Annotated in this window: 21 protein-coding genes and 3 pseudogenes; 9 read left to right on the top strand and 15 right to left on the bottom strand. The window is 54.2% G+C overall.

Translation table 11 applies throughout. The features are described 5' to 3' along the window. The first annotated feature begins 51 nt into the window (after positions 1 to 51). A complete protein-coding gene (locus tag CES87_RS05545) occupies positions 52 to 1,044 on the top strand; it encodes a LacI family DNA-binding transcriptional regulator (RefSeq protein WP_128605290.1) in 993 nt (330 codons plus the stop codon). A 507-nt stretch (positions 1,045 to 1,551) separates the two neighbouring features. Here the strand turns inward: CES87_RS05545 and CES87_RS05540 are convergent. Beyond that, positions 1,552 to 1,767, bottom strand: coding sequence for a hypothetical protein (locus tag CES87_RS05540; RefSeq protein ID WP_128605289.1), 216 nt, complete (start codon positions 1,765 to 1,767; stop codon positions 1,552 to 1,554). A 127-nt stretch (positions 1,768 to 1,894) separates the two neighbouring features. Here CES87_RS05540 and CES87_RS34125 point away from each other — a divergent pair. Beyond that, a pseudogene (locus CES87_RS34125) lies at positions 1,895 to 2,146 on the top strand (patatin-like phospholipase family protein); the annotation flags it as partial. 93 nt (positions 2,147 to 2,239) lie between these two features. Here CES87_RS34125 and CES87_RS05530 read toward each other — a convergent pair. The 5 genes from CES87_RS05530 to CES87_RS05510 all read right to left on the bottom strand — a co-directional run bounded on the left by CES87_RS05530 (position 2,240) and on the right by CES87_RS05510 (position 9,217). After that, the gene (locus CES87_RS05530; RefSeq protein WP_128605288.1) at positions 2,240 to 3,547 is read right to left on the bottom strand and encodes an OprD family porin; all 1,308 of its coding nucleotides are present in this window, start codon (positions 3,545 to 3,547) and stop codon (positions 2,240 to 2,242) included. A gap of 506 nt (positions 3,548 to 4,053) precedes the next feature. After that, positions 4,054 to 5,706, bottom strand: coding sequence for an AMP-binding protein (locus CES87_RS05525; protein ID WP_128605287.1), 1,653 nt, complete (start codon positions 5,704 to 5,706; stop codon positions 4,054 to 4,056). Next, positions 5,703 to 6,449 (bottom strand): nitroreductase, encoded by a 747-nt coding sequence (locus CES87_RS05520; RefSeq protein ID WP_178081379.1) that lies wholly within the window; start codon positions 6,447 to 6,449, stop codon positions 5,703 to 5,705. Before CES87_RS05520 ends, CES87_RS05525 begins: the two co-directional genes overlap by 4 nt. Positions 6,450 to 6,494: 45 nt before the next feature. Then, the gene (locus CES87_RS05515; protein WP_128605286.1) at positions 6,495 to 7,838 is read right to left on the bottom strand and encodes an MFS transporter; all 1,344 of its coding nucleotides are present in this window, start codon (positions 7,836 to 7,838) and stop codon (positions 6,495 to 6,497) included. A gap of 353 nt (positions 7,839 to 8,191) precedes the next feature. Beyond that, positions 8,192 to 9,217 carry an AraC family transcriptional regulator gene (locus tag CES87_RS05510; protein WP_218196240.1) on the bottom strand — a complete coding sequence of 342 codons (1,026 nt, stop codon included), beginning with the start codon at positions 9,215 to 9,217 and terminating at the stop codon, positions 8,192 to 8,194. 348 nt (positions 9,218 to 9,565) lie between these two features. Here CES87_RS05510 and CES87_RS05505 point away from each other — a divergent pair, with 348 nt between their 5' ends. The 3 genes and pseudogenes from CES87_RS05505 to CES87_RS05490 form a co-directional block, all read left to right on the top strand. Further along, complete coding sequence (locus tag CES87_RS05505; protein ID WP_128605284.1) at positions 9,566 to 10,333, top strand: 3-hydroxyacyl-CoA dehydrogenase; 768 nt, start codon at positions 9,566 to 9,568, stop codon at positions 10,331 to 10,333. A gap of 59 nt (positions 10,334 to 10,392) precedes the next feature. Continuing rightward, complete coding sequence (locus CES87_RS05500; protein ID WP_128605283.1) at positions 10,393 to 11,583, top strand: acetyl-CoA C-acyltransferase; 1,191 nt, start codon at positions 10,393 to 10,395, stop codon at positions 11,581 to 11,583. Between the two features lie 319 nt (positions 11,584 to 11,902). After that, positions 11,903 to 12,214: pseudogene (locus CES87_RS05490) on the top strand (AMP-dependent synthetase); the annotation flags it as partial. 250 nt (positions 12,215 to 12,464) lie between these two features. Here the strand turns inward: CES87_RS05490 and CES87_RS05485 are convergent. From CES87_RS05485 to CES87_RS05465, 5 genes and pseudogenes are all read right to left on the bottom strand, one after another. Next, positions 12,465 to 13,070 carry a dTMP kinase gene (locus CES87_RS05485; RefSeq protein WP_128605386.1) on the bottom strand — a complete coding sequence of 202 codons (606 nt, stop codon included), beginning with the start codon at positions 13,068 to 13,070 and terminating at the stop codon, positions 12,465 to 12,467. A 298-nt stretch (positions 13,071 to 13,368) separates the two neighbouring features. Beyond that, a complete protein-coding gene (locus CES87_RS05480; RefSeq protein WP_128605282.1) occupies positions 13,369 to 13,749 on the bottom strand; it encodes a nuclear transport factor 2 family protein in 381 nt (126 codons plus the stop codon). A gap of 43 nt (positions 13,750 to 13,792) precedes the next feature. Then, positions 13,793 to 14,899: an alkene reductase gene (locus tag CES87_RS05475; RefSeq protein WP_128605281.1), complete on the bottom strand. Its 1,107-nt coding sequence runs from the start codon at positions 14,897 to 14,899 to the stop codon at positions 13,793 to 13,795. Between the two features lie 76 nt (positions 14,900 to 14,975). Further along, positions 14,976 to 16,255: pseudogene (locus CES87_RS05470) on the bottom strand (cation:dicarboxylate symporter family transporter). Positions 16,256 to 16,368: 113 nt separating this feature from the next. After that, positions 16,369 to 16,794 (bottom strand): VOC family protein, encoded by a 426-nt coding sequence (locus tag CES87_RS05465; protein WP_046054868.1) that lies wholly within the window; start codon positions 16,792 to 16,794, stop codon positions 16,369 to 16,371. A gap of 205 nt (positions 16,795 to 16,999) precedes the next feature. On the opposite strand from CES87_RS05465, the gene CES87_RS05460 reads away from it, so the two are divergent. Further along, positions 17,000 to 17,878 carry a LysR substrate-binding domain-containing protein gene (locus tag CES87_RS05460; RefSeq protein ID WP_128605280.1) on the top strand — a complete coding sequence of 293 codons (879 nt, stop codon included), beginning with the start codon at positions 17,000 to 17,002 and terminating at the stop codon, positions 17,876 to 17,878. A 101-nt stretch (positions 17,879 to 17,979) separates the two neighbouring features. Here the strand turns inward: CES87_RS05460 and CES87_RS32590 are convergent, their stop codons facing one another. The 4 genes from CES87_RS32590 to CES87_RS05445 all read right to left on the bottom strand — a co-directional run bounded on the left by CES87_RS32590 (position 17,980) and on the right by CES87_RS05445 (position 20,486). Then, positions 17,980 to 18,630, bottom strand: coding sequence for a type II toxin-antitoxin system HipA family toxin (locus tag CES87_RS32590; RefSeq protein ID WP_218196239.1), 651 nt, complete (start codon positions 18,628 to 18,630; stop codon positions 17,980 to 17,982). A gap of 26 nt (positions 18,631 to 18,656) precedes the next feature. Continuing rightward, positions 18,657 to 19,313 (bottom strand): HipA domain-containing protein, encoded by a 657-nt coding sequence (locus tag CES87_RS32585; protein ID WP_218196237.1) that lies wholly within the window; start codon positions 19,311 to 19,313, stop codon positions 18,657 to 18,659. Beyond that, positions 19,303 to 19,629 carry a helix-turn-helix transcriptional regulator gene (locus CES87_RS05450; protein WP_128605279.1) on the bottom strand — a complete coding sequence of 109 codons (327 nt, stop codon included), beginning with the start codon at positions 19,627 to 19,629 and terminating at the stop codon, positions 19,303 to 19,305. Before CES87_RS05450 ends, CES87_RS32585 begins: the two co-directional genes overlap by 11 nt. 356 nt (positions 19,630 to 19,985) lie before the next feature. Beyond that, positions 19,986 to 20,486, bottom strand: a complete 501-nt coding sequence (locus tag CES87_RS05445) for an Lrp/AsnC family transcriptional regulator (RefSeq protein WP_128605278.1) — start codon at positions 20,484 to 20,486, stop codon at positions 19,986 to 19,988. Positions 20,487 to 20,605: 119 nt separating this feature from the next. On the opposite strand from CES87_RS05445, the gene CES87_RS05440 reads away from it, so the two are divergent. The 3 genes from CES87_RS05440 to CES87_RS05430 all read left to right on the top strand — a co-directional run bounded on the left by CES87_RS05440 (position 20,606) and on the right by CES87_RS05430 (position 24,336). Next, positions 20,606 to 21,640: a histone deacetylase family protein gene (locus CES87_RS05440; RefSeq protein WP_128605277.1), complete on the top strand. Its 1,035-nt coding sequence runs from the start codon at positions 20,606 to 20,608 to the stop codon at positions 21,638 to 21,640. Between the two features lie 50 nt (positions 21,641 to 21,690). After that, entirely contained in the window at positions 21,691 to 22,746 is a 1,056-nt protein-coding gene (locus tag CES87_RS05435) for an ornithine cyclodeaminase (RefSeq protein ID WP_128605276.1), read from the top strand. Between the two features lie 174 nt (positions 22,747 to 22,920). Then, positions 22,921 to 24,336: an amino acid permease gene (locus CES87_RS05430; RefSeq protein WP_128605275.1), complete on the top strand. Its 1,416-nt coding sequence runs from the start codon at positions 22,921 to 22,923 to the stop codon at positions 24,334 to 24,336. The last annotated feature ends 173 nt before the right edge of the window (positions 24,337 to 24,509 follow it).

The raw sequence follows: 24,509 nt of genomic DNA, 5'->3' as shown, positions 1-24,509 counted from the left end.
GTCCGGGCCATGTGTCATGATTCTGCGTCAACCTGACCGGCCCCACTTCGCATGACTTCAGTGAAAGACGTTGCACAGCTGGCCGGCGTGTCCCTGATGACGGTTTCTCGAGCGCTCAACACTCCGGAAAAACTGAGCCCCGAAACCCTTCTGCGGGTGCGTCGTGCCATTGATGAACTGCAATTCGTACCGAGCCTGTCGGCGCGCAAGATGCGCGGCGACAACCTCCAGTCGCGAACCATCGGTGTGTTCGCGCTGGACACCGCGACCACACCGTTCGCCGTCGAGCTGTTGCTGTCCATCGAACAGACCGCGCAGCAAGCAGGCTGGAATGTATTTATCCTCAACCTGTTAAGCAACCCGCCCACCGACCAGAATATCGACCTGATGCTATCGCACCGTCCCGACGGGTTGATCTTCAGCGCCATGGGGTTGCGCCAGGTGTGCATTCCCGAGCGATTAAAGAGCAAACCACTGGTACTCGCCAATTGCCTGGCGGATGACAGTCGACTGGTCAGTTATGTGCCAGACGACGAAATGGGGCAGTATCGGGCCGTACACCACGCGTTGAACCTCGGCTATAAGCGCCCTCTGTGTATCAATCTACCAAAACAGAGTCTGGCCTGGGGTCTGCGACAAAAAGGCATGCAGCGCGCCTGTCAGGCATTCGGACTGGCGCCTGACGCGCTCCTGCAATACGACCTTTCCGATCATGATGCCTATGGTGAAACAGCAGCCATCCTCGACCGGCACGTCATTGATGGTCGTCCCCAATTTGATATTCTGATCTGTGGCAACGACCGCATTGCCTTTTGTGCCTATCAGCTGTTGTTGGGCCGTGGCCTGAAAATTCCCGACGATGTCGCCGTGCTCGGCTACGACAACATGATCGGTATTGCTGAACTGTTCATCCCGCCGCTGACCACGGTGCAACTGCCGTACTACGAGATCGGTCGCAAGGCTGCCCGGCACCTGATCGAGACCCTCGACGTATCGGGAGCCCGGCCAGTTGATTGTCCATTGGTGGTTAGGGCGTCGCTATAAGATTTAGTTAATTCGGTGATAGCGCGCCCGCTTGCTTTCGATTTGCCACTAGCCCGTCACCGACCACTTATGGCCCAAAGTGTGCTGTATTCCCGCACTCCAAGCCTACCCTTCCGTTTTTGCACTACCTACAGTTCTATGTGAACTCGCGGAATCGAACCAATCAAGGCGCAGCAAAGAGCTACTCTTGATATCTGTGATATGTGGCCGACAGTTTCCTCATATGCTAACTCGGTTAAGCGAGCGATTAGCGTGCTCGGAGCCCGCCAGTTGATGGTATTAATTGGCTGAAAGGCTTTTTTCCAGCACAAAAACAAACGCCCCGAACATGTCGGGGCGTTTGTTGGAGCCACCGCTAGTGTGTTTTCACACAGTCTATCCCGGGCCCTTTTGTACTCAAACCAAGATCACTTGACCAGCCAGGACTCGACGTTGACGGAGCTGCCATGCGTACCGATGCCAGACACACGATTAGTTCAACCTGTCCGCCAAGTCGCTGGCGGTCAGTCACGCGAATTTGATGGCACCGCCTTGGATGTCGTCGCGCGCCAATCGCAGGTCATCGGCGTCCTGATTGAGCCGGTGAACCAGGTTGAGCAACCGTTGCCGCAACACCTCGTCCGTGAGCTGTTCAGTTGCACGCATAACATCCAACGCCGCGTGCTCATTGTTGGCAGCGACGGAGTCGAGCAGTTTGCGCATGCTTCTTGATGGCCGATTCATCTCCACCCCCTAGATTTCAGTGACGCGAATCATATGGCTGGAATGTTTCGTCCGTATTTCAGCTGCACGAACTGATGTTGAGTCACCGGCTACAGCTGATTTGACGCTAGTGGGGTAACGACTTGGAGCCCTGCACACCGTCAATCTGATGAGCATGCGCCAACTGGTGAGCGATATCTTACACCTCCGCACTCTCACCAGCCTGCACATCGTCCCGCCCTTTTGCCCTGTGGATGTATCGGTGTTCAACTTCGCCCAGACCGAGTCTTTGCTGCAGCGTGCCTATGAGAAGACCCTCCGGTGGCTGGAAAGTGGGGGGGTCGAACGCACCAAGGTACCTAGTGCCCTGACGATCCACTCACATGCCCGTGAGCATTGAGTGTCGCTGCCCCGCAGGCACACCGAGATAGCCCTTCACGCGTAGACCAGCTTGGAACTCTCGAAATGAGCGCGATACGTTTATGCTGCACCCTTAGAGAAGCGGAATGCTGTAGCTTACAAACACCCGGTTCTGGTCTTGATCACGGGCGGCTTCGCTATTGGATTTACCGTTACGCCAGCCGAAGCCAACACCTTTGAGCGCTCCCGACTGAAGGACGTAATCCAGAAAAATATCCCTTTCCCATTCTTTCTGATTGTCGCCGGATCTCGTCTTGATATTGTCCCCGGAGAGGTACATGACCGAGGCTTTCAGGCCAGGGACACCTAGGGCGGCAAAGTCATAGGCGTACTGACCGAATGACGTACGCTCCCCTGCACGGGTGAAGCTCTGGATCAGACGGTCTGTATACAGGTACAAGCTGCTGCCTCCAGCGCCTTTATCTACCAAGCTACCTTGGTTGAGCTGGGTAAAGCTGCTACCGTCCGAAACGCTCTGGTAGCCCGCAGTTATCGCATGAGCGCCAAGGCTGTAAATCAATGCAGCACTCCAGATACGGTTGTCGATCACGCCATCACCGTTTTTGGTGTAGCCACTGATTCTGTAACCCGATGTACCGGAGCTGTTTGCACCTGACGAGTCAGTTTTGAAGTAGCGCAGGTCGGTTTTCAGGGATTGGTTGTCCGAGAACGCAAGCGTGTGAATCAGTCCAAAAAACTGCTGGTTATAGTAGTTCTCGAGATGGGCATAGTAGTACTGAGCCGTCAGATCCTTGGTGACTTTCCAGTCGCCGCCGGCGAAGTCGAACTGGTTGCTTTCACGCGTACCGCCCATAGCGGCCAGCCCCGTTTGATCAGTTGAACCGCGACCTGTTGCATGTTCAATTCGCCCACCCGTCAGGGTCAGATCCTTGAACTCGCTCGAGGTGATTTGGCCGCCCTCGAAGGTTTGTGGAAGCACCCGTCCATCGTTGGCGACCAGAATCGGAAGTTTCGGAATCAAGGTGCCGTAGCGTAGTTCGGTCTTCGACATTTTGACTTTTCCGGTCAGCCCCAGCCGGCTCCATTCGTCGACGGCGCGGTTGTCACTGTCCGAGGGAATCATAGAGCTCCCGACGTGTCGTCCCTTGCCAGTGTCCAGGGTAATGCCCAGCAACCCCAAGGTATCAACACCAAAACCAACGGTACCATCGGTGTATCCCGACTTGAAGTCCAACATGAAACCCTGCGCCCACTCTTCGGTTTTCGAGGGGGCAGCTGTGCCATCACGGTTGTCGTTATTGAAGTAGAAGTTCCTCATTCCCAAGGTAGCTTTGCTATCACTTAGGAAGTCAGCAAACGCCTGCCCACTTATGGCAAAGCTGCCAATCACTAAAGTTGCAGATATTTTCTTTAGGCTCACTTATAACGCTCCGATTTTTATTATTGTAACTAATAGAAGCAACAAGAAGATCTTCCAACTAACGCAACACACACGCACCCCACGCAAAGTCGCCAACACAAATGAAACAATTTAATAAGCGCGATGGGAATGCCCTTCATCTCATCTCATCTCATCTGCAGGTGCAAGCCAGCTTTCTGGCTCCGAATAATTTGGGGGGATTTACATCCAGGCAAACTTTCCCTTGCGCCATTTACAAAATCCGTATTTGAAAATTGCGCATGGGACATTCACCAGAACCAAAAGTACCTTTTATTACTGCTCGACACTGCAGGCACTACGTGTTTTTTGCAGCATGCATAATTAGTCACTGCCTAATGAGTAGCACCGCGCAAGTTATATCTGTGAACCAAATGTATATCGGCGATGCAATCGGTGGTTTTTACAGGATTATGGGTGCAAATTAAGTTCTATATGTTCATCCATACCAAACAATTCAGCTATCTCTAGGGTGAGCTGAACACGCCCTAGCAATTTGAAGCTAAACGGACAATTGCATCGCGACTGCCTGCTTGCTCTCGAAGTAAAAACTTCTGGATTTTCCCAGTTGCGGTTTTCGGCAACTCCGTAAAAACCACTCTGCGAGGACATTTGAACCGAGCAAGACGAGCCTGGCAGAACACAATTATTTCTGCCTCGGTAGGAGGCTCAATACCAGCTTTCAATTCGACGAACGCGCATGGCACCTCCCCCCATTTGTCATCAGGCTGAGCGACAACAGCGACATGTAAAATAGCTGGATGACCGTGGATGGTTTCTTCGATCTCTACGGACGATATATTCTCGCCTCCGGAAATAATGACGTCCTTACAACGGTCGGTAATTTGTACGTAACCGTTGGGGTGCACAACGGCTACGTCACCAGTATGGAACCAGCCCCCTTCAAAGGCTTTTCTGGTTGCGCTTTCATTCTTCAGATAACCCATCATCACGGTGTTGCCCTTGAGCAGTAGCTCACCAGTTGTCTGGCCGTCTTTTGGTACTGGCTGCATGGTTTCGGAGTCCGCGACCATCAAGCCTTCGAAGGCTGCTGCTCGAGCCCCTTGGCGTACACGGAAAGCGCCTTGCTCACTCGGTGTTAAATCGTCCCAACCGTCTTGCCATACGCAGCTAATCGGGGTGCCGGAAACTTCAGTAATTCCATAAACGTGGTCAACGTCGAAGCCTCGTGAGACTACGGCGTTGAGTACGGTGGCCGGAGGTGGGGAACCAGCAGTCAGCACTCTAACCGGAGTTTTAAGCCGAGGACGGTCTGCGGCGTTCGCAATCATGGCCATAACAATAGGCGCCGCACAGAAGTGGTCGACACCATAGTTATCTATCGACTCAAACACCGTCTCTGCGGAAACTTTTCGCAGGCACACGTGCGTGCCGGCCGCCGCAGTGATAGCCCAGGTAAAACACCATCCGTTAGCGTGGAACATAGGAAGTGTCCACAGGTAACGAGGAGCCCGAGAAAGCGGCCAGTTAGTCATCTGCAGCATACTCATGAGGTAAGTGCCGCGATGGCTAGCGACAACACCCTTTGGATCGCCGGTTGTACCTGAGGTGTAGTTTAGCGCTATCGGCTGCCACTCATCGCTAGGCCACACTCCTTCGAAATCTGGACTACCGCTGCCAATGAAGGTTTCATAATCGATGTCTCCAATGCTTTTGCAAATGGGCGCCAGGTGGTCATTGATGTCGATGACCAACGGACGGTGCTCGAGGAGCTCCAGCGCGGCATCAGCCAGTGCTGCAAACTCTCGGTCCACCAAGAGGAGCTTGCATTCCCCATGACGAAGTATGAATGCCACGCCTTCAGCATCCAGGCGGTAGTTAACTGTATTCAGTACCGCGCCACAGAGGGGAATTCCAAAATGCGCTTCGAGCATGGCAGGGGTATTGGGAGACAGAATTGAAATGGTGTCTCCCGCACCCATGCCTTTTTCGGAAAGTGCTGAGGCTAGTCGATAGCACCGTTCGCGAGTCTCACTCCAGGTTCTGCGAAGTTCTCCATGAACTACAGCTATACGATCCGGGTGCACAAGTGCTGCGCGATCTAGAAAACCAAGTGGAGTCAGCGGCAAATAGTTTGCCTTGCAGTGATCAAGCCCATTCCCATAAGTACCAGGCTTCATGGTGTTGTCTCCTTATTATTGTGATGAAAAGTAGAAAATGCGCTAACCGGTTCCCGATCAGTAACCAAGGTGTTCTCAATACTGGTCTCGTCGGCGTATCCAAGACTCATTCCGCAAACCAGCATTTGATCAGCGGGGATTGCAAGGGCTTGCGAAATCACGTGGTGATATTTCAAAAAGGCTGCTTGTGGGCAGGTGTGCAACTTCCTCCCTCGCGCTGCCACCATCACGGCCTGCAGAAACATTCCGTAGTCAAGGAGACTCCCTTCCTTTAGCACTCGATCAATAGTGAAGATCAAGCCGACCGGTGCATCAAAGAAATGGTAATTGCGACCGTGTTGCGCATGCATCCGCTGCTTGTCTCCCTTTGTAATTCCCAGCAGTCCATAGAGTTCCCAGCCTACTTTCCTTCTCCGATCCACGTAGGGTGAAGTCCATTCGCGTGGGTAATATTCGTATGCGTCTTCAAGGTTGTTGCTAAGCGACGGATTGTTGTCAATTTCCGCAATGGCACATGAAAGCTGAGCCTTTGCTTCTCCAGTAACAACATGGACGCGCCAAGGCTGCATGTTCACTCCCGTTGCGCAGAATCGAGCGATATCAAGTATCGATTCAATTTCTTCGCGTGGTACAGGAGTGGGCAAAAAAGCCCGAATGCTGCGTCGTGAAGCTATCGCCCAATCAACCGTTTGGCTAAGAAGTTCAGACGATATTGGCGGTTTGGATAAGCGATTCATTTTCATGCCTTCGAGTCCACGGATTCAGCTGCAGGCGGATGCATCATGGTATTAACTAGACAGGGCTGAGGCCTTTCTGACTTGAATCGAGTCTGCGCGGGACTGATTAATCATGGTGACTGCGACAGCGCCAATAAGGCCAGCAAGGCTGATGGCCATGAAGTTTTTCTCAAGCGGAAGGTTTAATGACACCAACCAGCCGATGAGAACAGGTGCGACGATAGCGCCAATTCTTCCCACACCAGACGCGAAACCCACGCCGGTTGAACGAATCGATGACGGGTAGAAATCCCCAGCGTACGCATATGCCAACAGCTGGGTACCAAGAGTCGATGCCCCGACAATGAACACCACTGGAAAGAGCAAAGTTGTTGATCGTGTATAGCCCAAAATTGTTAGAGCAATTGCTCCTACGATATAAAAGCAGACCAGTACATGTTTGATGTTTAGCTTGTCGCTCAACCATCCTCCGCCAATTGCACCGGCGATGGCCCCCACATTGAAAACAATCACAAAGTTCAACGCAGAGCCAAGACTGAATCCCGCCATCGCCATAAGCTTGGTTAGCCAGGAGTTAAGGGCGTAGACCATGAACAGGCCGGTCATGAACGCAGCCCAGATCATGACGGTGCTAAAACCTCGACCATTCTTGAACAAATTACGAACTGGCGCTTCCTGTTTATCCAATACGGTGGCGTTCCCGGTCATCACCGTGTTTTCGTCAATATTGAGAGTAGGGTCTAGCTTATGAGCAATTGCCCGCAGCTCATCCTGACGTCCGGTTTTAAGCAGGTAGCCCATGGATTCAGGCATGGTCTTCAGGATAATAGGAATTAGAAGCGCTGGCAGCAGCGCCACATAAAACACCCACTGCCATCCATGACTCTCAATGAGTTGCTTGCCAGTTAGTGCAACCAAAATACCGCCCACGGAGTATCCCGCGAAAACGAGGGTCACCAGGCGAGTACGGAGTTTCAGTGGAGAAAACTCACCCATCTGAGCGGTGCAAATTGGCAGTACTCCTCCGATGCCAAGGCCCGCGATGAAGCGAGAAATGCTGAAGCTGATCGGGTCACTGGTGAGACCAGCCCCAGCAGTGAAAATACTGAACAAGGCCACACAGATTGCGATCATCTTGGGACGCCCAATACGGTCAGCTAGCGTTCCAAGAAATATCGCTCCGAGCATCGTTCCGAAGAGCGCAGAACCAGCCATGATGCCGGCGCTGGTTGGATCAATGTTCATGTCCTTCATAATCGCCGGAAGGGCTGCACCGACTACAGCGAGGTCATAGCCATCGATTATCAGAATGAGGACACACCAAAATAGAATGAGCCCATGGAAGCGGTTGAACTTCGACTCAACCGCGAGTGTATAAACGTTTACCGGCTGCATATCGCGTCTCCTTCGATCTTGTTTTTTTTGTGAAGTGCACTTGTATCTGCGTCGTCAGGCACCTGGTCTTTGGAGTCATATCGAGGTTGAGGACGCACCGGTTGAAGGCTCGGTGGTTTGCTTGATATGCGACGCCAGGGTTACCTGCGTCGCATCGTAGGAGTTGCCTTTGCTGCGGCCTATGCCCGACGACATCGTTCTGCTTGACCGATTTGGACACCCATAGCTGGCCACAAACGAACAGGATGATTTTGGGGAGTAGATGTCCATCGGCATGTGGCGCGTGAAACGCGTTGCAGATCTCAGTACGTAATCTGGCGGGGAAGTAGTTCCTTGTTCCGAAAGAAAGGCTTTTAGATTTCGCCCGGTTCGTCAGCATTGGAGCGGCGATAAGCACCAGGGCTCACTCCAGTCCATTTCTTGAAGGCACGATGAAATGCACTGCTTTCCTGGAAGCCCGTGAGAGCAGCCACTTCGGTTACTGTCATGTTCGGCTGGCACAGCAGATTGATCGCCATGTCACGGCGCAGATTGTCTTTCAAACGCTGATAGCTAACCCCCTCGGATTGTAGCCTTCGCTGGAGCGTCGAATAGGACATGCGGAGCGTGTTTGCTACCTTATCCAGCTCTGGCCATTCCTCCGGATTCAGGCCTCTCAATTTCATCCGGATCTGGGCGCTAATGCTGTCCTCGTTACGATATTTCACCAGCAGACTGGCAGGCGACTCTTTCAAAAATACCGATAGGCTGGCTTTGTTTTGCGCGACCTTTAGGCTCAGAAAAGTGCGGTCAAAACGAATCATCGTAACTGGAGCACTAAACTGGATTTCTTCACAGAAGCGCATCCGATAGTCGCTATCGTCCAGTGGTCGATTCGGTTTAAAGCAAAGTTCCTTTATCGGAATGCGCCTGTTCCCCAGCCAGCAGAGCAGTCCATGAACCAAAATCAGCCATGTTCCGTAACTGAAGAGGCGGCGCTCAATTCCGTTGTCATGGATAACAATGACGGCGGAGTCATCTTCAAGCCTCAGCTCACCGTGAATATCGTCCAATACGAGGCGTAGAAATTTCAGAATCCGTCGCAACGCTTGCTCTAACGACTCGCAGTCAATTGAAGACTGGCACATCAATTGGAAGCTGCCTCGTCGCATTGGATGGCTATCGATTCCGAAAAACTCATCGTCAAGCTGATCTGAAAGAGCGACCCACAGGCGAGAGAATGCAGCAGCCGAAACCCTGGCTTGGGGAGAAGTGAGGAGTTCCGGGTCTATACGCGCTTGCTGCAATGCGATGGATGTGTCCAGATGGCGTCGCGATGCGCCATCGAGAGCTTCAAGCACCAATCCAATTGAAGTCGTTCCCTTGTCCTGGATGAGCACGCTTATTCCTCTGCGCAGATGATTTCTGACTTGATGCTGATCTTCAGTCTCTTCGGCAATTCTGCTTCGAGCTACCTGACGAGCCTGAATTCACTGTCTACGTTCCAGCTTCCCTGTATCGCATGTCAAGCGCATGTGCCCCCTCCTCTTCTTGATGCCTGGCCTCGATTGTCCAAAGCATTCAAACACGCTGAGGCGTTTGAGCATTGTCGGGATCACTGACCGCCGACACTATCGGTTCAACAATCTTCGGCGTGGCTGACACCTGAAGTGAACCGATCCGGCCTTTGGGCCTTTTATCTGTCAAGTAACCGCTAGTGCGGTACTGCCCATTTTTGAGGAAACATCATGCGCATCGAAAACTCAGTCTTTCTGATCACTGGCGCAGGTTCTGGACTCGGACTGGCATCGGCGCGTGAATTGGTGGGCCGGGGTGCAAACGTGGTGCTGGTTGACGTGAACGAAGCCGCTGGTGCAGCTCGCGCTGACGAGCTAGGAGAACGTGCAATCTTCGTTAGAGCCGATATCACCAGTGAAATTGATTGCCGAACGGCAATCGCCGCTGCAGTTAGCACCTTTGGTGCGTTGCATGGTGTGATCAACTGCGCGGGTGTTGCACCAGCCGAACGGGTTTTAGGTCGTAATGGCCCCCATGGGCTTGAGAGTTTTCGTCGAACCGTGGAGATCAATTTGATCGGAAGCTTCAACATGGTTCGTCTTGCCGCCGAGGCTATGGCGGGAGGAGAACCCAATGTCGAGGGAGAGCGCGGCATAGTCGTGAATACGGCGTCCGTCGCAGCGTATGACGGTCAGACAGGCCAAGCCGCTTACGCCGCATCCAAAGGTGGCGTCGCTGCCATGACACTGCCTTTGGCACGCGACCTGGCGCGTTCAGGCATCCGTGTGATGTGCATCGCACCCGGAATATTTGAAACCCCGATGATGGCGGGTATGCCTCAGGACGTACAGGCATCATTGGCAGCCAATGTGCCGTTCCCTCCCCGCCTGGGACGACCTTCTGAATACGCGGCGCTGGCAGCGCACATCATCGAAAACTCCATGCTCAATGGTGAGGTGATCCGTTTGGATGGTGCTTTGAGAATGGCCGCGAAATAGATCGAGTTAACGTCTGTGACCGGTCACTAGCCCCCAAACAAGAAACAGAGGATTCAGTTATGAGCCATACCGACCCTATTGTAATCGTCAGTGCTGCCCGAACCCCCCTAGGTGGCTTTCTTGGAAATTTCAAGGAGGTCACCGCTGCGCAGCTAGGTGCGGTAGCTATTCGTGCTGCCCTGGAACGAGCCAGCCTTCAGCCCGGTGACATTGACGAGGTCATCATGGGATGCGTGCTACAAGCCGGGCAAGGCCAGGCTCCGGCTCGCCAGGCAGCCCTCATGGCTAATCTTCCGGAGCAAGTAGTGTGCTCAACAATCAACAAGATGTGCGGCTCCGGTATGAAAGCGCTGATGTTTGGCCATGACCTTCTCCATGCCGGGAGCGCGGATGTGGTGGTTGCCGGAGGTATGGAAAGCATGTCAAAGGCTCCCTATCTGTTGGAGCGAGCGCGATCAGGCTATCGCATGGGGCACAGCAAAATTATCGATCATATGTTTCTTGATGGATTAGAAGATGCCTACGAGAAAGGCCGACTCATGGGCACATATGCTGAAGACTGTGCTCAAAGTTATGGCTTCACTCGAAGCCAGCAGGATGAGTTCGCGATCAGCTCGTTGACGCGAGCTCAGAGGGCAATCACAGAAGGGCGTTTCCAAGACGAGATTGTCCCTGTGCTGGCTCCGTCTGGCCGAGAGACGGTTTTGATTGAGAGCGATGAACAACCAGGGAAGGCTCGGATCGACAAAATTTCATCGTTGAAACCTGCTTTTCGCGAAGGCGGGACGGTGACTGCAGCGAACTCCAGTTCTATTTCGGACGGCTCGGCTGCACTTGTGTTGATGCGGTCGTCTGAAGCTGAGCGTAGAGGCCTCACGCCGCTGGCCCGGGTCGCAGGTCATGCATCCTACGCGCACGCTCCCGGCCTCTTTGCCACCGCTCCGGTCGGTGCGATTAAACGCTTGCTCGAGCGAACCAACTGGTCAATAAAAGATGTTGACCTCTTTGAGATCAATGAGGCCTTTGCCGTGGTGCCCATGGTTGTTATCCGAGACTTGAACGTCGGACATGAGCAATTAAATATTCACGGTGGGGCATGCGCTTTGGGGCACCCGATCGGCGCGTCAGGCGCACGTGTTGTTGTTACGTTAGTAAATGCCTTAAGGCAGAACAAGCTGAAGCGTGGCATCGCTTCTGTGTGCATTGGTGGTGGTGAGGCGACCGCGATTGCTATCGAACTCCTATCATAGAGCAGCGTTAACTGGCTGTAATAAGTCCGCGAGCTTAGCGCTGCAAAATTCAGGAGATACCGTGGCAGAGAAAGAGCTGTATTGGGAAGACTTCACCTCAGGTAGAACTTGGACAGCCAAGCAATCTGTTCCTATCGTGAACTGGTCCAGTAGTTTTGGACATTATTTTCGGTTCTCACGCTGCCATCTTTTCTGCTGCTACCGGCGAGTGGTAACCGTTGTAGCTGTGGCGCCTTACGTTGTTGTAGCGCGCCACGTATCGGTTGATATCAACTCGGGCCTCGTATTCCGAGCGATAGCCTTCTTCAGGCACCCATTCGGATTGATGGAAGTGGCCGTGGTGCCGAGCCCTGACCCGGTGCGCCTGGCAGTGCCCAAGGCCTATCTGATCCTGGCCCATGACGCACCGGGCAGCTACGAACTCGCCGCCAACATCCTCGCCTTCGCCCGCGAGCACCTGGCGCCCTACAAGCGGGTGCGACGTATCGAATTCGTCAGCGAACTGCCCAAGACCATCTCCGGCAAGATTCGCCGGGTGGAATTGCGGCAAATGGAAGTGCAGCGTCGCCAGGGCGACGCACGAGGCCCGCAGGAATACTTCGAAGAAGACTTCCCGCACCTCAAGGGCTGAACCCGGGCCGGTACGCCGGCCCTTCTGAATTCAAACGCGACCGCTCGGCCAATCAGGCCGAGGGGTCTCACTCGACTCAAAAAAAGTAGGCAGGACCCGAAAATGACCTCATCCAGCATTCCAACCGTCAAGCTCCTCATCAACGGCGAATTCGTTGAATCGTGCACCACTCAGTGGCGCGACGTAGTCAACCCGGCCACTCAGGAAGTTCTGGCCCGCGTACCCTTCGCCACCGCCGAGGAAATGGACCCTACAGGCATCGAAGGACTCTATAAATCTCTGAAATCACCTGCATCGTTGCATCTTCGATCGTTCCCTCATTACGGCATAAAACCCAGCCGTGATCTGCAATCGCTCGCTCGAATGCCTGAGTACAAGCCACATGTTCTTCCAGCGTATGGATCACGGTACTGCTCAGCCCACGCCGTCGTGTCGCTGCCCTCGCCCATGAAATTTCAGGGGCGGTGACAACCCCGACATGCAGGTCTGGTACTCGCACCTTTCGATCAATGTTCAACTGTAGAATCTCTGCAAACGGTACTAGCCGGCGAAACGCGGCATCAGACGGATACCAGCGATCGATCAAGATGATGCTGCCTGGTGGCTGTTTAGTCAGCCTTTGCTGGGAAATCCATTTACGGCTATCAGCTAAGCGCTCACAGACTTCCAACTCCAAATCCCGGGTGGGATTTCTGACGAGCTTGTTAACGAGGGCCATTGTTTCGCCCCTACAGGGATCACTTTTTTTCTCGCAAAGTCGGATCACCTTTTTGTTGTCTGCCCTCAGCACTTTCGTAACGGCCTCCAACAGTGTGGTTTTGCCGGCTCCTTTGGGCCCATCTAGAGATATAAACAGCGGTCGATTCCTTCTTCAAATACGATTGATATACGGTTTTTTGCCCGGTTTGTTCGCTGGAACTGCTGGCGGGACAACGCGAATCGAGTGGAGGCCCTTATGAAAAGATATTGATGAACACTCTAACCGGGTTTCTGGCTAACAGGCCTCCAAAACCGAGGTTACTCTTCAAGACGAAGCCAGGCTTTTTACACGATGGCGTCGCCGATCGCAGGCGCAAAGGGCAACGATGGCAAAACTGCCCTCTGCGCCCGGTAGCTACCGATTCAAATCCGGATAATGGGAGGCGCTCGAGTACTCAAACGCTCGGATGGGTGTGGTAAATCTTGCTGACGATCGTCCACTTGCCTTCCACCTTCAGCAGGTTGAAGAAATCGGTGAAGCGAAATCCCGAAACGTTGTCGGTGTCGACCCGAGCACTGGCGGCAGTGCCCACGATGTCGATGCGAACGATTGCGGCTTGGGCTTCTGGGGATGGACGGAAAGAGTTGTCGATGACGTCGTAGAGATTCTGGATCGCGCCGCCGACGAGCTTGTCACCGTCGACCCCAAACATTGTGGCCTGCTCGTTGAACGCGGGTTTCATCAAGGAGCTTTCAGCCTTGGCGCCACCTTCATTGTACTGGCTAAGCACGTGGACGATTGCGTTGTATTCCTGGACGTAAGTTGGATTGATCATGATTGTTCCTGGCGAGTAGGCGAGAGGATTGGACCGTTGACGATTAGTTGAAGTTGGCGGCTGGCCAATCGGTGTAGCCCTTGGCGCCTCCGCCGTAGTAACTCTCACGTGGCGCGGTGATCAGTTCGGCACCACGACGCAGGCGCTCTACAAGGTCTGGATTGGCGATGAACAAGCGACCAAACGCTACCGCGTCAATCCGGTCTTGCGCCCGGCGTTCCAGCGCCATATCCAGGTCATAGTTGTTGTTACCAATGAACGGCCCTTCAAACTGGGCACTTAGCGCGTCCAGATCCACTCCTTCAGGAACGGTGCGAGAAGTGGCGGTTGCGCCTTCGACGAAGTGCAGATAGGCCAGGTTGAATCTGTTCAGTTGCTGAATGAGGTAGCCGTAGGTCGCCATGACGTTGCTGTCAGGTGGTGTATTGCCTGCGTCAGGCGTCACCGGTGAAAGGCGGATACCGACCCGATCACTGCCCCAGATCGCAACCACAGCTTCGGTGACGTCGAGCGTCAACCGTGCCCGGTTCTCGATGGTGCCGCCGTACAGGTCAGTGCGCTGGTTAGTGGAATCACGCAGGAACTGGTCGAGCAGATAGCTGTTGGCAGAATGGACTTCCACACCATCAAAACCGGCTCGCTTGGCATTCTGCGCCGCATGCCTGTACTGCTCGATGATCCCCGGTATCTCTGAAGTCTCAAGCGCCCGGGGCATGGACACTTCGACCATGCCATTGTTGGTGTAAGTGGTGCCTTCGGCCTTGATTGCCGAGGGACCCACCGGCGCCTCGCCGTTTGGCTGTAACTCGACGCTTGAAAAACGGCCCACGTGCCATAGCTGGCTGACTATTTTTCCGCCTGCCGCGTGCACCGCGTCGGTGACTTTTTTCCAGCCTGCCACCTGTTCTTCCGTCCAGATCCCCGGCGTCATCGCATAACCGCGCCCTTGAGCGGAAATGTTCGTGGCCTCGGCGATGATTAGCCCTGCGCCGGCACGCTGGGCGTAGTAAGTGGCGTGCAGCTCATTGGGCACGCCGTCTTCCGTCATTCGGCTGCGTGTCACGGGAGCCATGACAATACGGTTGGCCAGTTGCAAGGCACCCATCTGCACGGGCGAAAAAAGGTCGGTGTTACGACTGTTATCAATCATGCTGAAACCTCAAATATTAGACAGGGCGCCTAGTAACTCTCGCTCACCTGATGAACTGACTCGTAAGCGTTTCCTGTCAAACCACAACTCGTGAATTACTAGACTTTTGCGCTATCGGATTGACTCGGGAAGGCTCGAGTGCCGCCCTCTCCCATTTGGCGATTACCAAAGGTGCGATGGCATTACCCAGCACGTTCAGCGTGGTGGTTCCGCTATCGATAATCCTGAAGATCCCCGCGATAAGCGCCACCCCTTCTAATGGAAGACCGGCAGAAGCCAACGTCGCAGACAGAATAATGATGGCAAATCCAGGTACCCCGGCAGCACCTTTGGAGGTCAGCACCATCGTGACCACCAGCAGAATCTGCTGAGAAAGCGACAGGTCGATACCATAAAGTTGTGCGACAAAAATCGTAGCCACGCCGAGGAAAATCGACGCACCATCCAGATTGAACGCATACCCCACCGGCACCACAAAACTGACGATCCGACGCGGAACGCCATAGGACTCCAGCTTGCTCATTAGCTGCGGCATTACCGCTGCCGACGCGGCACTGGAGAACGCGAGAATCAGCTCATTCCGAAAGTACCTAATCAGTTTGAAGATGTTCTCGCCGATCAAATAGCAAATCCCCCCGAGCACCAGCAATGCGAAGACAATCAGTGCCAGGTAAACCCACCAATCAGTTTGAGCAAGGGCAATAGCGAGGCAAAGCCAAAGGTCGCAACGGTAGCGCCGATCATGCCAAAGACACCTACCGGTGCGTACGCCATAACAATTGAGACGACTTTGAACATCGCATCGGAAATACTCTGAACCAGCGCGACCACTGGCGCGCTTTTCTCTCTAGGTAGCGAGTTCAAGGCCATGCCAAACAACACGGCGAAGAACAGAACCGAAAGCAGCTTCGCTTCCGACATCGCCACAAAGACATTGTCAGGCACGATGTTCTGCACAATTACCAGCGCGCCCTTGGAAGGTTCCATCGTGATGGACGCAGCGCTATGGGTAATGCCGGAAATATCAGTGCCTGTACCAGGCTCGAAAATGTTTGCGAAACACAACCCAATCACGATGGCCAGGCCGGTAATCGCAAAAAAATACCCTAGCGATTTTATGCCCATACGGCCAAACGACTTGTTATCGCCGCCGCCGGCGATGCCGAGGATCATGCAACAGAACACGATTGGTACAACGACCATCTTCATCATCTTTATGAAGATATCGCCAAGCGGTTTAAGGATTTCTGCACTAACCCACATTTGATACTGCGGATGAGTATTGAAATACCAACCGACGAGCACGCCAAGCAACAGCCCGGCAATTATTTGCCACACCAAGGGAATACGTTTCATGTCTAGCCTTCTTGTTGGAATGAAAGGACTGCGTTAACGGGCAGTTGCTAGAGTCATGAGCTTCCAGCTCACTTGAATTCAAATGGCACAACGCCGTTGTGCCAATACTTTTCTTATTTTGCGAAGAGCTGGCTCATATCCTTGAACGCCTTGAATTCCAGGGCATTGCCACAAGGGTCAAACAAAAACATGGTGGCTTGCTCGCCAACCTGCCCTTTGAAACGAATGTAGGGTTCAATCACAAACTCCGTGCCGAAAGACTTCAAGCGTTCAGCCAGCGCTTCCCACTCTTCCCAGCCCAGGATGATGCCGAAGTGCGGAACAGGTACGTCGTGGCCGTCTACTGGGTTGCTATGGACGCTTTCCTGAGAAGCGGTTTTTGGGTGTTCATGAATAACCAGTTGGTGGCCATAAAAATTAAAGTCAACCCACTGGTTGCTGGAACGACCTTCTTCCAGGCCGAACACTTCGCCGTAAAATGTGCGTGCGCCAGCGAGGTTGTAAACGGGGATTGCTAGGTGGAAAGGCGAGAGGCTCATCAGAACTCCAATACAGTTTATTGTTGGTGAAGGACGGAGCGTATGAATGCTGGCCGTTGGTTTTTCGCGGGGGTTCAAGTTCCGCCATCCCGCCGACATCGGCTTCTAGGTTCGGGCAGGAGCCGGGGGACAGGTACATCGTAGGGCGGCCAAACAAACAAAAAAATCAATATATATTTCTTAGAAACACAATTAATATTTGTGAATGATCAAAGAACTCAAAACACTCATCGCCGTTGCACGGGAAGGTACGTTTGCCGCTGCCGGGAATAAAATCGGCCTAACCCAAGCAGCGGTGAGCGCCCAGATTCAACGTCTTGAGGCCGAGCTCGGCTTTGAGATATTCGACAGGAAGGGACGCTCGGCCCACCTCAACAGGATGGGCCACCAAATACTCCTGCAAGCGCAAGAGCTGCTTCGCCTTTACGACAATTTGGGCTCCACCACGGTCGGACTTCCCGTAAGCGTCTTGGTGAACATCGGTGCTATCGCTTCCGTGCAGCGATCCTTTTTACCGGACGCATTAGCCAGGTTTCACCAACAATGCCCACAGTGCCGCACACGAGTAATCCCAGGCCTATCAATGGAGTTAGTCAACCTCGTAGACGCCGGCGAAATCGACATGGCCGTAATTATTCGTCCGCCCTTCTCGCTTCAAAGCGATTTACGCTGGACGAACCTGGCGCTTGAGCCCTACCGTCTGATTGTGCCGCGTGAACTGCCGGGAGAAGATTGGTCAGAACTACTTTCTAGCCAACCGTTCATTCGGTATGACCGATCATCATTCGGGGGCAGACAGGTGGATCGCTTCCTTCGGCAGATGCATTTCAACTTGCGTGAAGTTTGCGAGCTGGATGAACTGGAGGCCATCATCAAACTAGTTGAAAATGGTGTCGGTGTAGCTCTAGTGCCGCAGACAGCAACCCAACAGGAATGGCCAACGGGTGTAAGAGCACTCGACCTCGGACCGCACACCTTCCACCGTGATATCGGGCTCGTACATCGGTCACGGCAGAGTTTTACCGAGCCGGTACGAATTTTGGCTGAACTTCTCAGTCACCAGGTAAAGACTGACTCTGAATAAAATCCACACAGCTTTTCGGTCTCATCGGTCGTAACAACTGGCGGCCAACAATGGGCGATTTGCGTCGGGAAACGGGCAATTGCTGGTTCCACGTCCAGCCACTACACCAGCGACTCAACCACCAAACCTGGCCTGATCCCCTCCGCTATTCGCCCAATATCCATATCCTCCTCCCGCAACTGCTCGAATATAAACGGATTCAACATCTGCCGAGTCGCCAGAACGTTCCTGTCGACGATGCTGATACCCGCCTCGTTGCACACAGCCGACCAATGTTGCTGCACAGTTTCAAGCTGCGCGAGCACAATGGATCGAGCGGCACGCCGGTCGAGCAAAAACAGGTGCGCCGCATCCAGGCAGAGCGCTATCTGACTTTGGTTTGCCTGTCCCATTATCAACATGCCTTGGCTTGCCACATTTCCTGTGCGCACCTGGGGGCATATGTCATACGCCGGCGTTAGCGCATAGCCTTTGCCGTCGAAGAAGGCAGCATGGTTGCGGGCGTGGTCGTCAGTGTTGCCGCAGAGGATGTTGAAAACCAACCTGCCGAACAACTCTCGCAAATCTGTCTTGGGGTCGTCGAAATCGCGGCGGATGATATGACTCAACGCTTCATAGCTCGTATAGCGAGCCATCATTTCATCCAGTCCCAGCAGAGTAAGTGCTGAAACCATCAATTTTCTCGCCCATCCGCTGGTAGCGGCCCTATAGCGATCAAACCGCTCGATCAACAAAACATCCTTGTTCAGCACGCTCTGTAGCTGCACCGTCGCGACGTTCAGTCCGCCAGACTCGCCAAGCGCATCATGATGAACTCGGATTTCACCACGCTGACGGTATCGTTGGAGGCTGAGAATTTCGCTACATACTTTCGGTCGTTCGCCTCAATCAACGCTTTTGGACGGGCCCCGCCTATAGAGGTGCCATGACGAAGGGCCTGTTCGAGCTCGGGCGTCAAGGGGATGCCCTCCTCTACAAGTCGAGCCGCGTCGAGCAACTCGGCCAATGTGGCATTGTCATTGCTGCGCGCAACGTACTGCGTCGCCGACTGCTGAAAATCGAGGGCACCAATGCGATCCGAGCCTGACTCGAGCATGTAGGTCTGCTCATCGAGGTCCTGGTTGTACGCTTCAAGCCCGGCTTTACCAAACAGCCTGTTAATGATCACGCGCCGGCCCCATGCATCGGGTGATGCATCGCGTAGCCCACTGGCCAGTTTCATTCCTTCGGGTGGGGCGATGACCTCGGTGCCTAGCGGCAGCTCTAATGAATTCACTGCGATAGCTTGCGGATTAGCCAAGTAGCTCTGACCGTAGATGAAGGCGAACCGGTCGTTTTGCCGCTGCCGTACCAGGCGACCGGCAACCACCGGCTCTGAGCTGCCTGGAAGCCAGATCCAGACGAAGCAGTTCTTTGCAACGTGCTCAGAAGTCATTGCTCACCTCTTGTTTAGGTACCAGGATATGCGCTGGGAGTAGCGCCAGCTTGTCTTGCAGGCTCGCAAGCAAAGTCGAATGGCTATCTGAGGCCTGGAATAATTGGATTCCCAGAAGCGATGCCATCTCGAATACGACTCCGATCTCGCATCGTGGGTCTGCGGATTCGACACGCTGCACCAAGCTACGGGAAACACCTACTCGTTCAGCCAAAGCCTGCTGAGTCAGCCCCCGTTCTTTACGCTTGATCTGAATGAGCTGGCTGAAAATTTGCAGCGCGCTCAACGTCATAGGTGAATATGTCCGGTTAGCCATGGCCCCGCCCTTTCATGGTTAGCAAGAGAGATAGTCACAGTGTAGTCGAAACGCCGACAATGACCTATATATGAGGCTTATCTGCTAAATATGCCTCGTATATGAGTCGTGCATCGAGTTACTTATTCCCCCACCCTTACATTCGTCACGAGCCTTCACCTCAGCCACTATGGCAACCGTACTGCCATTAAACTGACCGCTGCTGCCCGGGCGGCAGCTGCAAAGATGTGCTCGCTAAACAACTTTAGGAGCCGGCTTGCTGGCGAAGGCGGCATCACATACAACATACCTGTTGACTGGAAGACCGCTCTCGCCAGCAAGCCGGCTCCTACACGGGTGATCCAACCCCTGCCCATTCAGTCCTTGCTCGATTTGGGTATCGCAATACGGCTACTGGTCTTGACCTCGCGTAAAGCCAGACTGGACTGAATGGAGGCAATCCCCACCTGACGCCTGAGCACCTGCTCGATAAAGTCACTGTAGCTATCAAGATCCTCTGCCAACACTTGCAGAACGTAATCGGCATCCCCGGTGATCTTGTGACAGGACAACACTTCGGGCAATTGCGCAATCACCGCCTCGAAGGCGTCGGGAGCGTGATCGGCGTGGGTGGAAAAACGGATGTGCACGAACGCCATGATGTCCAGCCCCAGCATTCGTCGATCAAGATTTGCCTGATAGCCCTTGATCACGCCCGCCTCCTCCATTCTCTTACGCCGCCGCCAGCAAGGCGTAAGGCTTAACGACAGGCGCTCACTGAGCTCGGCGTTGGAGATACTCGCATCTTCCTGCAGCAACGCGAGAATCGCCAGGTCGGTGTCGTCGAGACTGATGCGTTTGGATGTTTTTTTCTGCATTACGCTATTCCTGAGTAAAACATCCCGTAATATCTACCAAACCACGAAAACAAAGCAAAGAAATCGCATCCGTACCAGAACAAAATATTTGCACTGGTTCACATCAACGGATGCGCACAATGTTTACAGTTTTCAGTGATTCCCACCGTTTGCACCACGGCACCGAATTGAAAGACGGCGTGCTCAAGCCGTCCTTCGAACAGCCCAGTCGGGCCGATACCGTCCATCATCGGGTCAAGCAGGTAGGGCTTGGTCAGATCATAGAACCACGAGCATTTGACCGGTCGTGCTATGTCAACGCGCACAGCGAGCGCTACATAACCTTTCTGGAATCCGCCTGGTCTGAATGGTGCGCAACCGGACGTACCCACGATGCCTTGCCGCTGGTATGGCCGGTGCGCGACCTGGCCAACGAGCAAGTGCCGGCTTTCATCGACGGCAAGCTGGGTTTCTACGCCATGGACGCCGGCTCCCCCATTACCGCCACCACATGGCAAGCAGTAAAAACCAGCGCCGATATCGCGCTGACCGGACTGGCGTTGATCGATGAAGGCCACGACAGTGCCTTTGCCCTGTGCCGCCCGCCCGGCCATCACGCAGCGCGCGAATACATGGGCGGCTACTGCTATCTGAACAACGCCGCCATTGCCGCACAGCAGGCCATTACCCAAGGCGCCAAACGTGTCGCCGTACTGGACGTCGACTTTCATCACGGCAACGGTACCCAGAACATTTTCTACGGGCGCAGTGACGTCATGTTTGTCTCGCTGCACGGCGAACCGGCGGTGTCCTATCCGTACTACTCAGGTTACAGCCACGAAGTCGGCGCCGGCCACGGCGAAGGTTACAACCTGAACTACCCGTTGCCGAAGAACACCACCTGGGAAAGCTACCGCAACGCCCTGCTCCACGCCTGCAAGAAACTCCAGCAATTTGCCCCTGAAGTTCTGGTTATTTCACTGGGCGTCGACACGTTCAAGGACGATCCCATCAGCCACTTCCTGCTGGAAAGCGAAGACTTCATCGGCATCGGCGAGCTGATAGCAGGTGTGGGCTGCCCCTCCCTGTTCGTAATGGAAGGCGGCTACATGGTCGATGAAATCGGGATCAATGCGGTCAACGTACTGCATGGTTACGAGAGCAAACGCGCCTGAGTCGTCCCCTGAATCGCAGCGTTTCACTTATTGAATCGGAGAATAAAAAAATGACTCTTTTTATCGATGTCGATCATGCCGCACGCCTGTTCGCCAAGGTGGGAATCCGCCGCGCAATCCGCGAAATGGCGGCTTACATCGAAGCTGACTATTCACGCTGGGCGCAGTTTGATAAGTCGCCGCGCACCGCCAATCATTCGGCCGACGGTGTGATCGAGTTGATGCCGACCGACGACGGCCAACAGTACTCGTTCAAATACGTGAATGGTCACCCGGACAACGGTCAAAGGGACCTGCTGACAGTCATGGCCTTCGGTGTCCTGGCCGATGTCCACAGTGGCTATCCAACCTTGCTCAGCGAACTGACGCTGACCACAGCCGTGCGCACTGCCGCGACCTCCGCCCTGGTCGCGCAGTCCCTGGCGCGTCCTGGTGCAAGCATCATGGCGATCATCGGCAACGGCGCCCAGAGCGAATTTCAGGCCCTCGCCTTCCACGAAATGCTGTCCATCAAGCAAATACGCATTTTCGATATCGATCGCGACGCTTCACTTAAGTTGAAGCACAACCTAGCCGCATTCCCGGATATTGAGGTGACTCTGGCCAACTCGGTACGGGAAGCGGTCAAGGGCGCGCACATCGTCACCACAGTCACCGCAGACAAGGCCTATGCAACGATTCTGACGCCCGAGATGATCGAGCCCGGCATGCATATCAATGCCGTCGGCGGTGACTGCCCGGGGAAAACCGAACTGCACGCCGAGATCCTGCGCCATGCCCGGGTCATCGTTGAGTTTGAACCTCAAACCCGGATTGAAGGCGATATTCAACAACTGGAGCCCGACTTTCCCGTCGTCGAGTTCTTCCGGATTGTTCTGGGCGAAGTACCGGGGCGCGAGAACGATGCACAGGTCACCGTGTTCGATTCGGTGGGTTTTGCCCTCGAAGACTTTTCGTCACTGCGCTACGTGCACGACCTGGCGCGTGAGCATGCCATCGGTGAGCGCATCCATCTGGTGCCTGTGCCAGCCAACATAAAAAATCTCTACCAACTGCTTGATCAGCAGCCAGCAATCGTCCCCTCGCGCCTGCGCACGGCCAGCTGATAGCCATAGGTGATGCCCCTGAGCAAAGTGGCAAGGGGCCACTCACCCTGTAGTGAACGCGAAACCCTGCCACCCGCAAACCAACACCGTCAGTAGCCGTTGCATCTCTAACAAGAACGCTAGACAGCCACTTTCCTGCCAAAACTCAAAAACATAAAATCAAGAGGTTTTGTAATGAAATCGACTCCGTCCGAGCGGGTTGAACAGCCCGCGCTGCAGCGTACGCTCAGCAATCGTCACATTCAGTTAATGGCCATGGGAGGAGCCATCGGTACCGGTCTGTTCATGGGCTCCGGGAAGATCATCGCCCTCTCCGGCACGTCGATCATCCTCATCTACATGATCATCGGTCTGTTCGTCTACTTCGTCATGCGCGCCATGGGCGAACTATTGCTCTCCAACTTGAACTTCAAAACCTTCGCGGATTTTGCTGGTGCCTACCTCGGCCCGCGAGCGGCATTCTTCCTCGGCTGGTCGTACTGGCTGAGCTGGAGCGTCGCGGTGGTGGGCGATGCCGTGGTGGTCGGCGGCTTCTTTCAATACTGGTTCCCCGATGTACCCGCCTGGATCCCGGCCATCGGTATGTTAATGACGCTGTTCGCCTTAAACGTGCTGACGGTCAGGCTTTTCGGTGAAGTGGAGTTCTGGTTCGCGATCATCAAGATCATTGCCGTCCTCACCTTGATTGGCGTCAGCATGGTGATGATTGCCAGCTCCTTCGTCTCACCCAATGGCGTTACTGCATCCCTGAACCACCTGCTGGATAAACAGGCAGCCTTCCCCAACGGCCTGTTCGGTTTCTTTGCCGGTTTCCAGATGGCAATCTTTTCCTTTGCCGGCACCGAGCTGATCGGCACTGCAGCCGCCGAAACCCGCTCCCCCGAAAAGACCCTGCCTAAAGCCATCAACTCGATTCCTCTGAGAATCATCCTGTTTTATGTGCTGGCACTGGTCTGCATTATTGCAGTGACTTCCTGGCAACAGGTTTCGCCCAACAAGAGCCCCTTCGTCGAACTGTTTCTGGTTGCAGGGTTTCCCGCAGCAGCAGGTATCGTCAACTTTGTGGTGCTGACGTCTGCCGCCTCATCGGCCAACAGTGGCGTATTTTCATCCAGCCGCATGCTGTTTGGGCTGGCCAGTCACGACAATGCTCCAGGGATTTTTCGGCGTTTGTCGGGCAATAGCGTGCCTCTGCTGAGCCTGGCGTTCACCACACTCTTGATGCTGGTGGGAGTACTGTTGCTGTTCATCGTTCCGCAAGTCATGACAGCGTTCACCATCGTCTCTACCGTGTCGGCGATCCTGGTGATTTTCACTTGGTCGACCATCCTCGCGTCGTATATTGCCTATCGCAGAAGCCGGCCCGACCTGCATGCGCAATCGACCTACAAGATGCCTGGCGGCGTGCCGATGGCCTGGTTCTCTTTGGCGTTCCTGGGCTTTGTTCTCTGTTTGCTGGCATTAAGACCTGACACCCGTATTGCCTTAATGGTCATGCCGGGGTGGTTCATATGGTTGGCAATTGCCTATCAGCTGACCCACACCTGGAAGCCCAAACCCGCTGCTGGATCGACAAGTCAGTACAGCTGAGGTTCACCTGGAGCCTTTGGGTGCCGATGCAGTGAAACGCCCAGAGTCGGCATCCGTAAACGCGAGCCACTGCGTCGGAGCGAAGCCTTCCGAGTGGGCGTACACCGCAAAAGCCATGCGAGGCGGCCTGACAGCCGACCTGACCTCAAGTAAACGCGAACTCCTGTAGGAGC

Origin of the sequence: Pseudomonas sp. ERMR1:02, from assembly GCF_002277815.1 — a bacterium.
Taxonomy (GTDB): domain Bacteria; phylum Pseudomonadota; class Gammaproteobacteria; order Pseudomonadales; family Pseudomonadaceae; genus Aquipseudomonas.
This window is presented reverse-complemented; position numbering and strand designations above follow the sequence as displayed.

What these genes read in the sequence shown, in the direction of transcription:
- CES87_RS05540 (WP_128605289.1), bottom strand. Translation starts at nt 1,767, where the DNA reads ATGAATCGGCCATCAAGAAGCATGCGCAAACTGCTCGACTCCGTCGCT.
- CES87_RS05460 (WP_128605280.1), top strand. Translation starts at nt 17,000, where the DNA reads ATGATCAAAGAACTCAAAACACTCATCGCCGTTGCACGGGAAGGTACG.
- CES87_RS05465 (WP_046054868.1), bottom strand. Translation starts at nt 16,794, where the DNA reads ATGAGCCTCTCGCCTTTCCACCTAGCAATCCCCGTTTACAACCTCGCT.
- CES87_RS05430 (WP_128605275.1), top strand. Translation starts at nt 22,921, where the DNA reads ATGAAATCGACTCCGTCCGAGCGGGTTGAACAGCCCGCGCTGCAGCGT.
- CES87_RS05515 (WP_128605286.1), bottom strand. Translation starts at nt 7,838, where the DNA reads ATGCAGCCGGTAAACGTTTATACACTCGCGGTTGAGTCGAAGTTCAAC.
- CES87_RS05545 (WP_128605290.1), top strand. Translation starts at nt 52, where the DNA reads ATGACTTCAGTGAAAGACGTTGCACAGCTGGCCGGCGTGTCCCTGATG.
- CES87_RS05525 (WP_128605287.1), bottom strand. Translation starts at nt 5,706, where the DNA reads ATGAAGCCTGGTACTTATGGGAATGGGCTTGATCACTGCAAGGCAAAC.
- CES87_RS05445 (WP_128605278.1), bottom strand. Translation starts at nt 20,486, where the DNA reads ATGCAGAAAAAAACATCCAAACGCATCAGTCTCGACGACACCGACCTG.
- CES87_RS05500 (WP_128605283.1), top strand. Translation starts at nt 10,393, where the DNA reads ATGAGCCATACCGACCCTATTGTAATCGTCAGTGCTGCCCGAACCCCC.
- CES87_RS05505 (WP_128605284.1), top strand. Translation starts at nt 9,566, where the DNA reads ATGCGCATCGAAAACTCAGTCTTTCTGATCACTGGCGCAGGTTCTGGA.
- CES87_RS05440 (WP_128605277.1), top strand. Translation starts at nt 20,606, where the DNA reads ATGTTTACAGTTTTCAGTGATTCCCACCGTTTGCACCACGGCACCGAA.
- CES87_RS05475 (WP_128605281.1), bottom strand. Translation starts at nt 14,899, where the DNA reads ATGATTGATAACAGTCGTAACACCGACCTTTTTTCGCCCGTGCAGATG.
- CES87_RS32585 (WP_218196237.1), bottom strand. Translation starts at nt 19,313, where the DNA reads ATGACTTCTGAGCACGTTGCAAAGAACTGCTTCGTCTGGATCTGGCTT.
- CES87_RS05480 (WP_128605282.1), bottom strand. Translation starts at nt 13,749, where the DNA reads ATGATCAATCCAACTTACGTCCAGGAATACAACGCAATCGTCCACGTG.
- CES87_RS05450 (WP_128605279.1), bottom strand. Translation starts at nt 19,629, where the DNA reads ATGGCTAACCGGACATATTCACCTATGACGTTGAGCGCGCTGCAAATT.
- CES87_RS05435 (WP_128605276.1), top strand. Translation starts at nt 21,691, where the DNA reads ATGACTCTTTTTATCGATGTCGATCATGCCGCACGCCTGTTCGCCAAG.
- CES87_RS05520 (WP_178081379.1), bottom strand. Translation starts at nt 6,449, where the DNA reads ATGAAAATGAATCGCTTATCCAAACCGCCAATATCGTCTGAACTTCTT.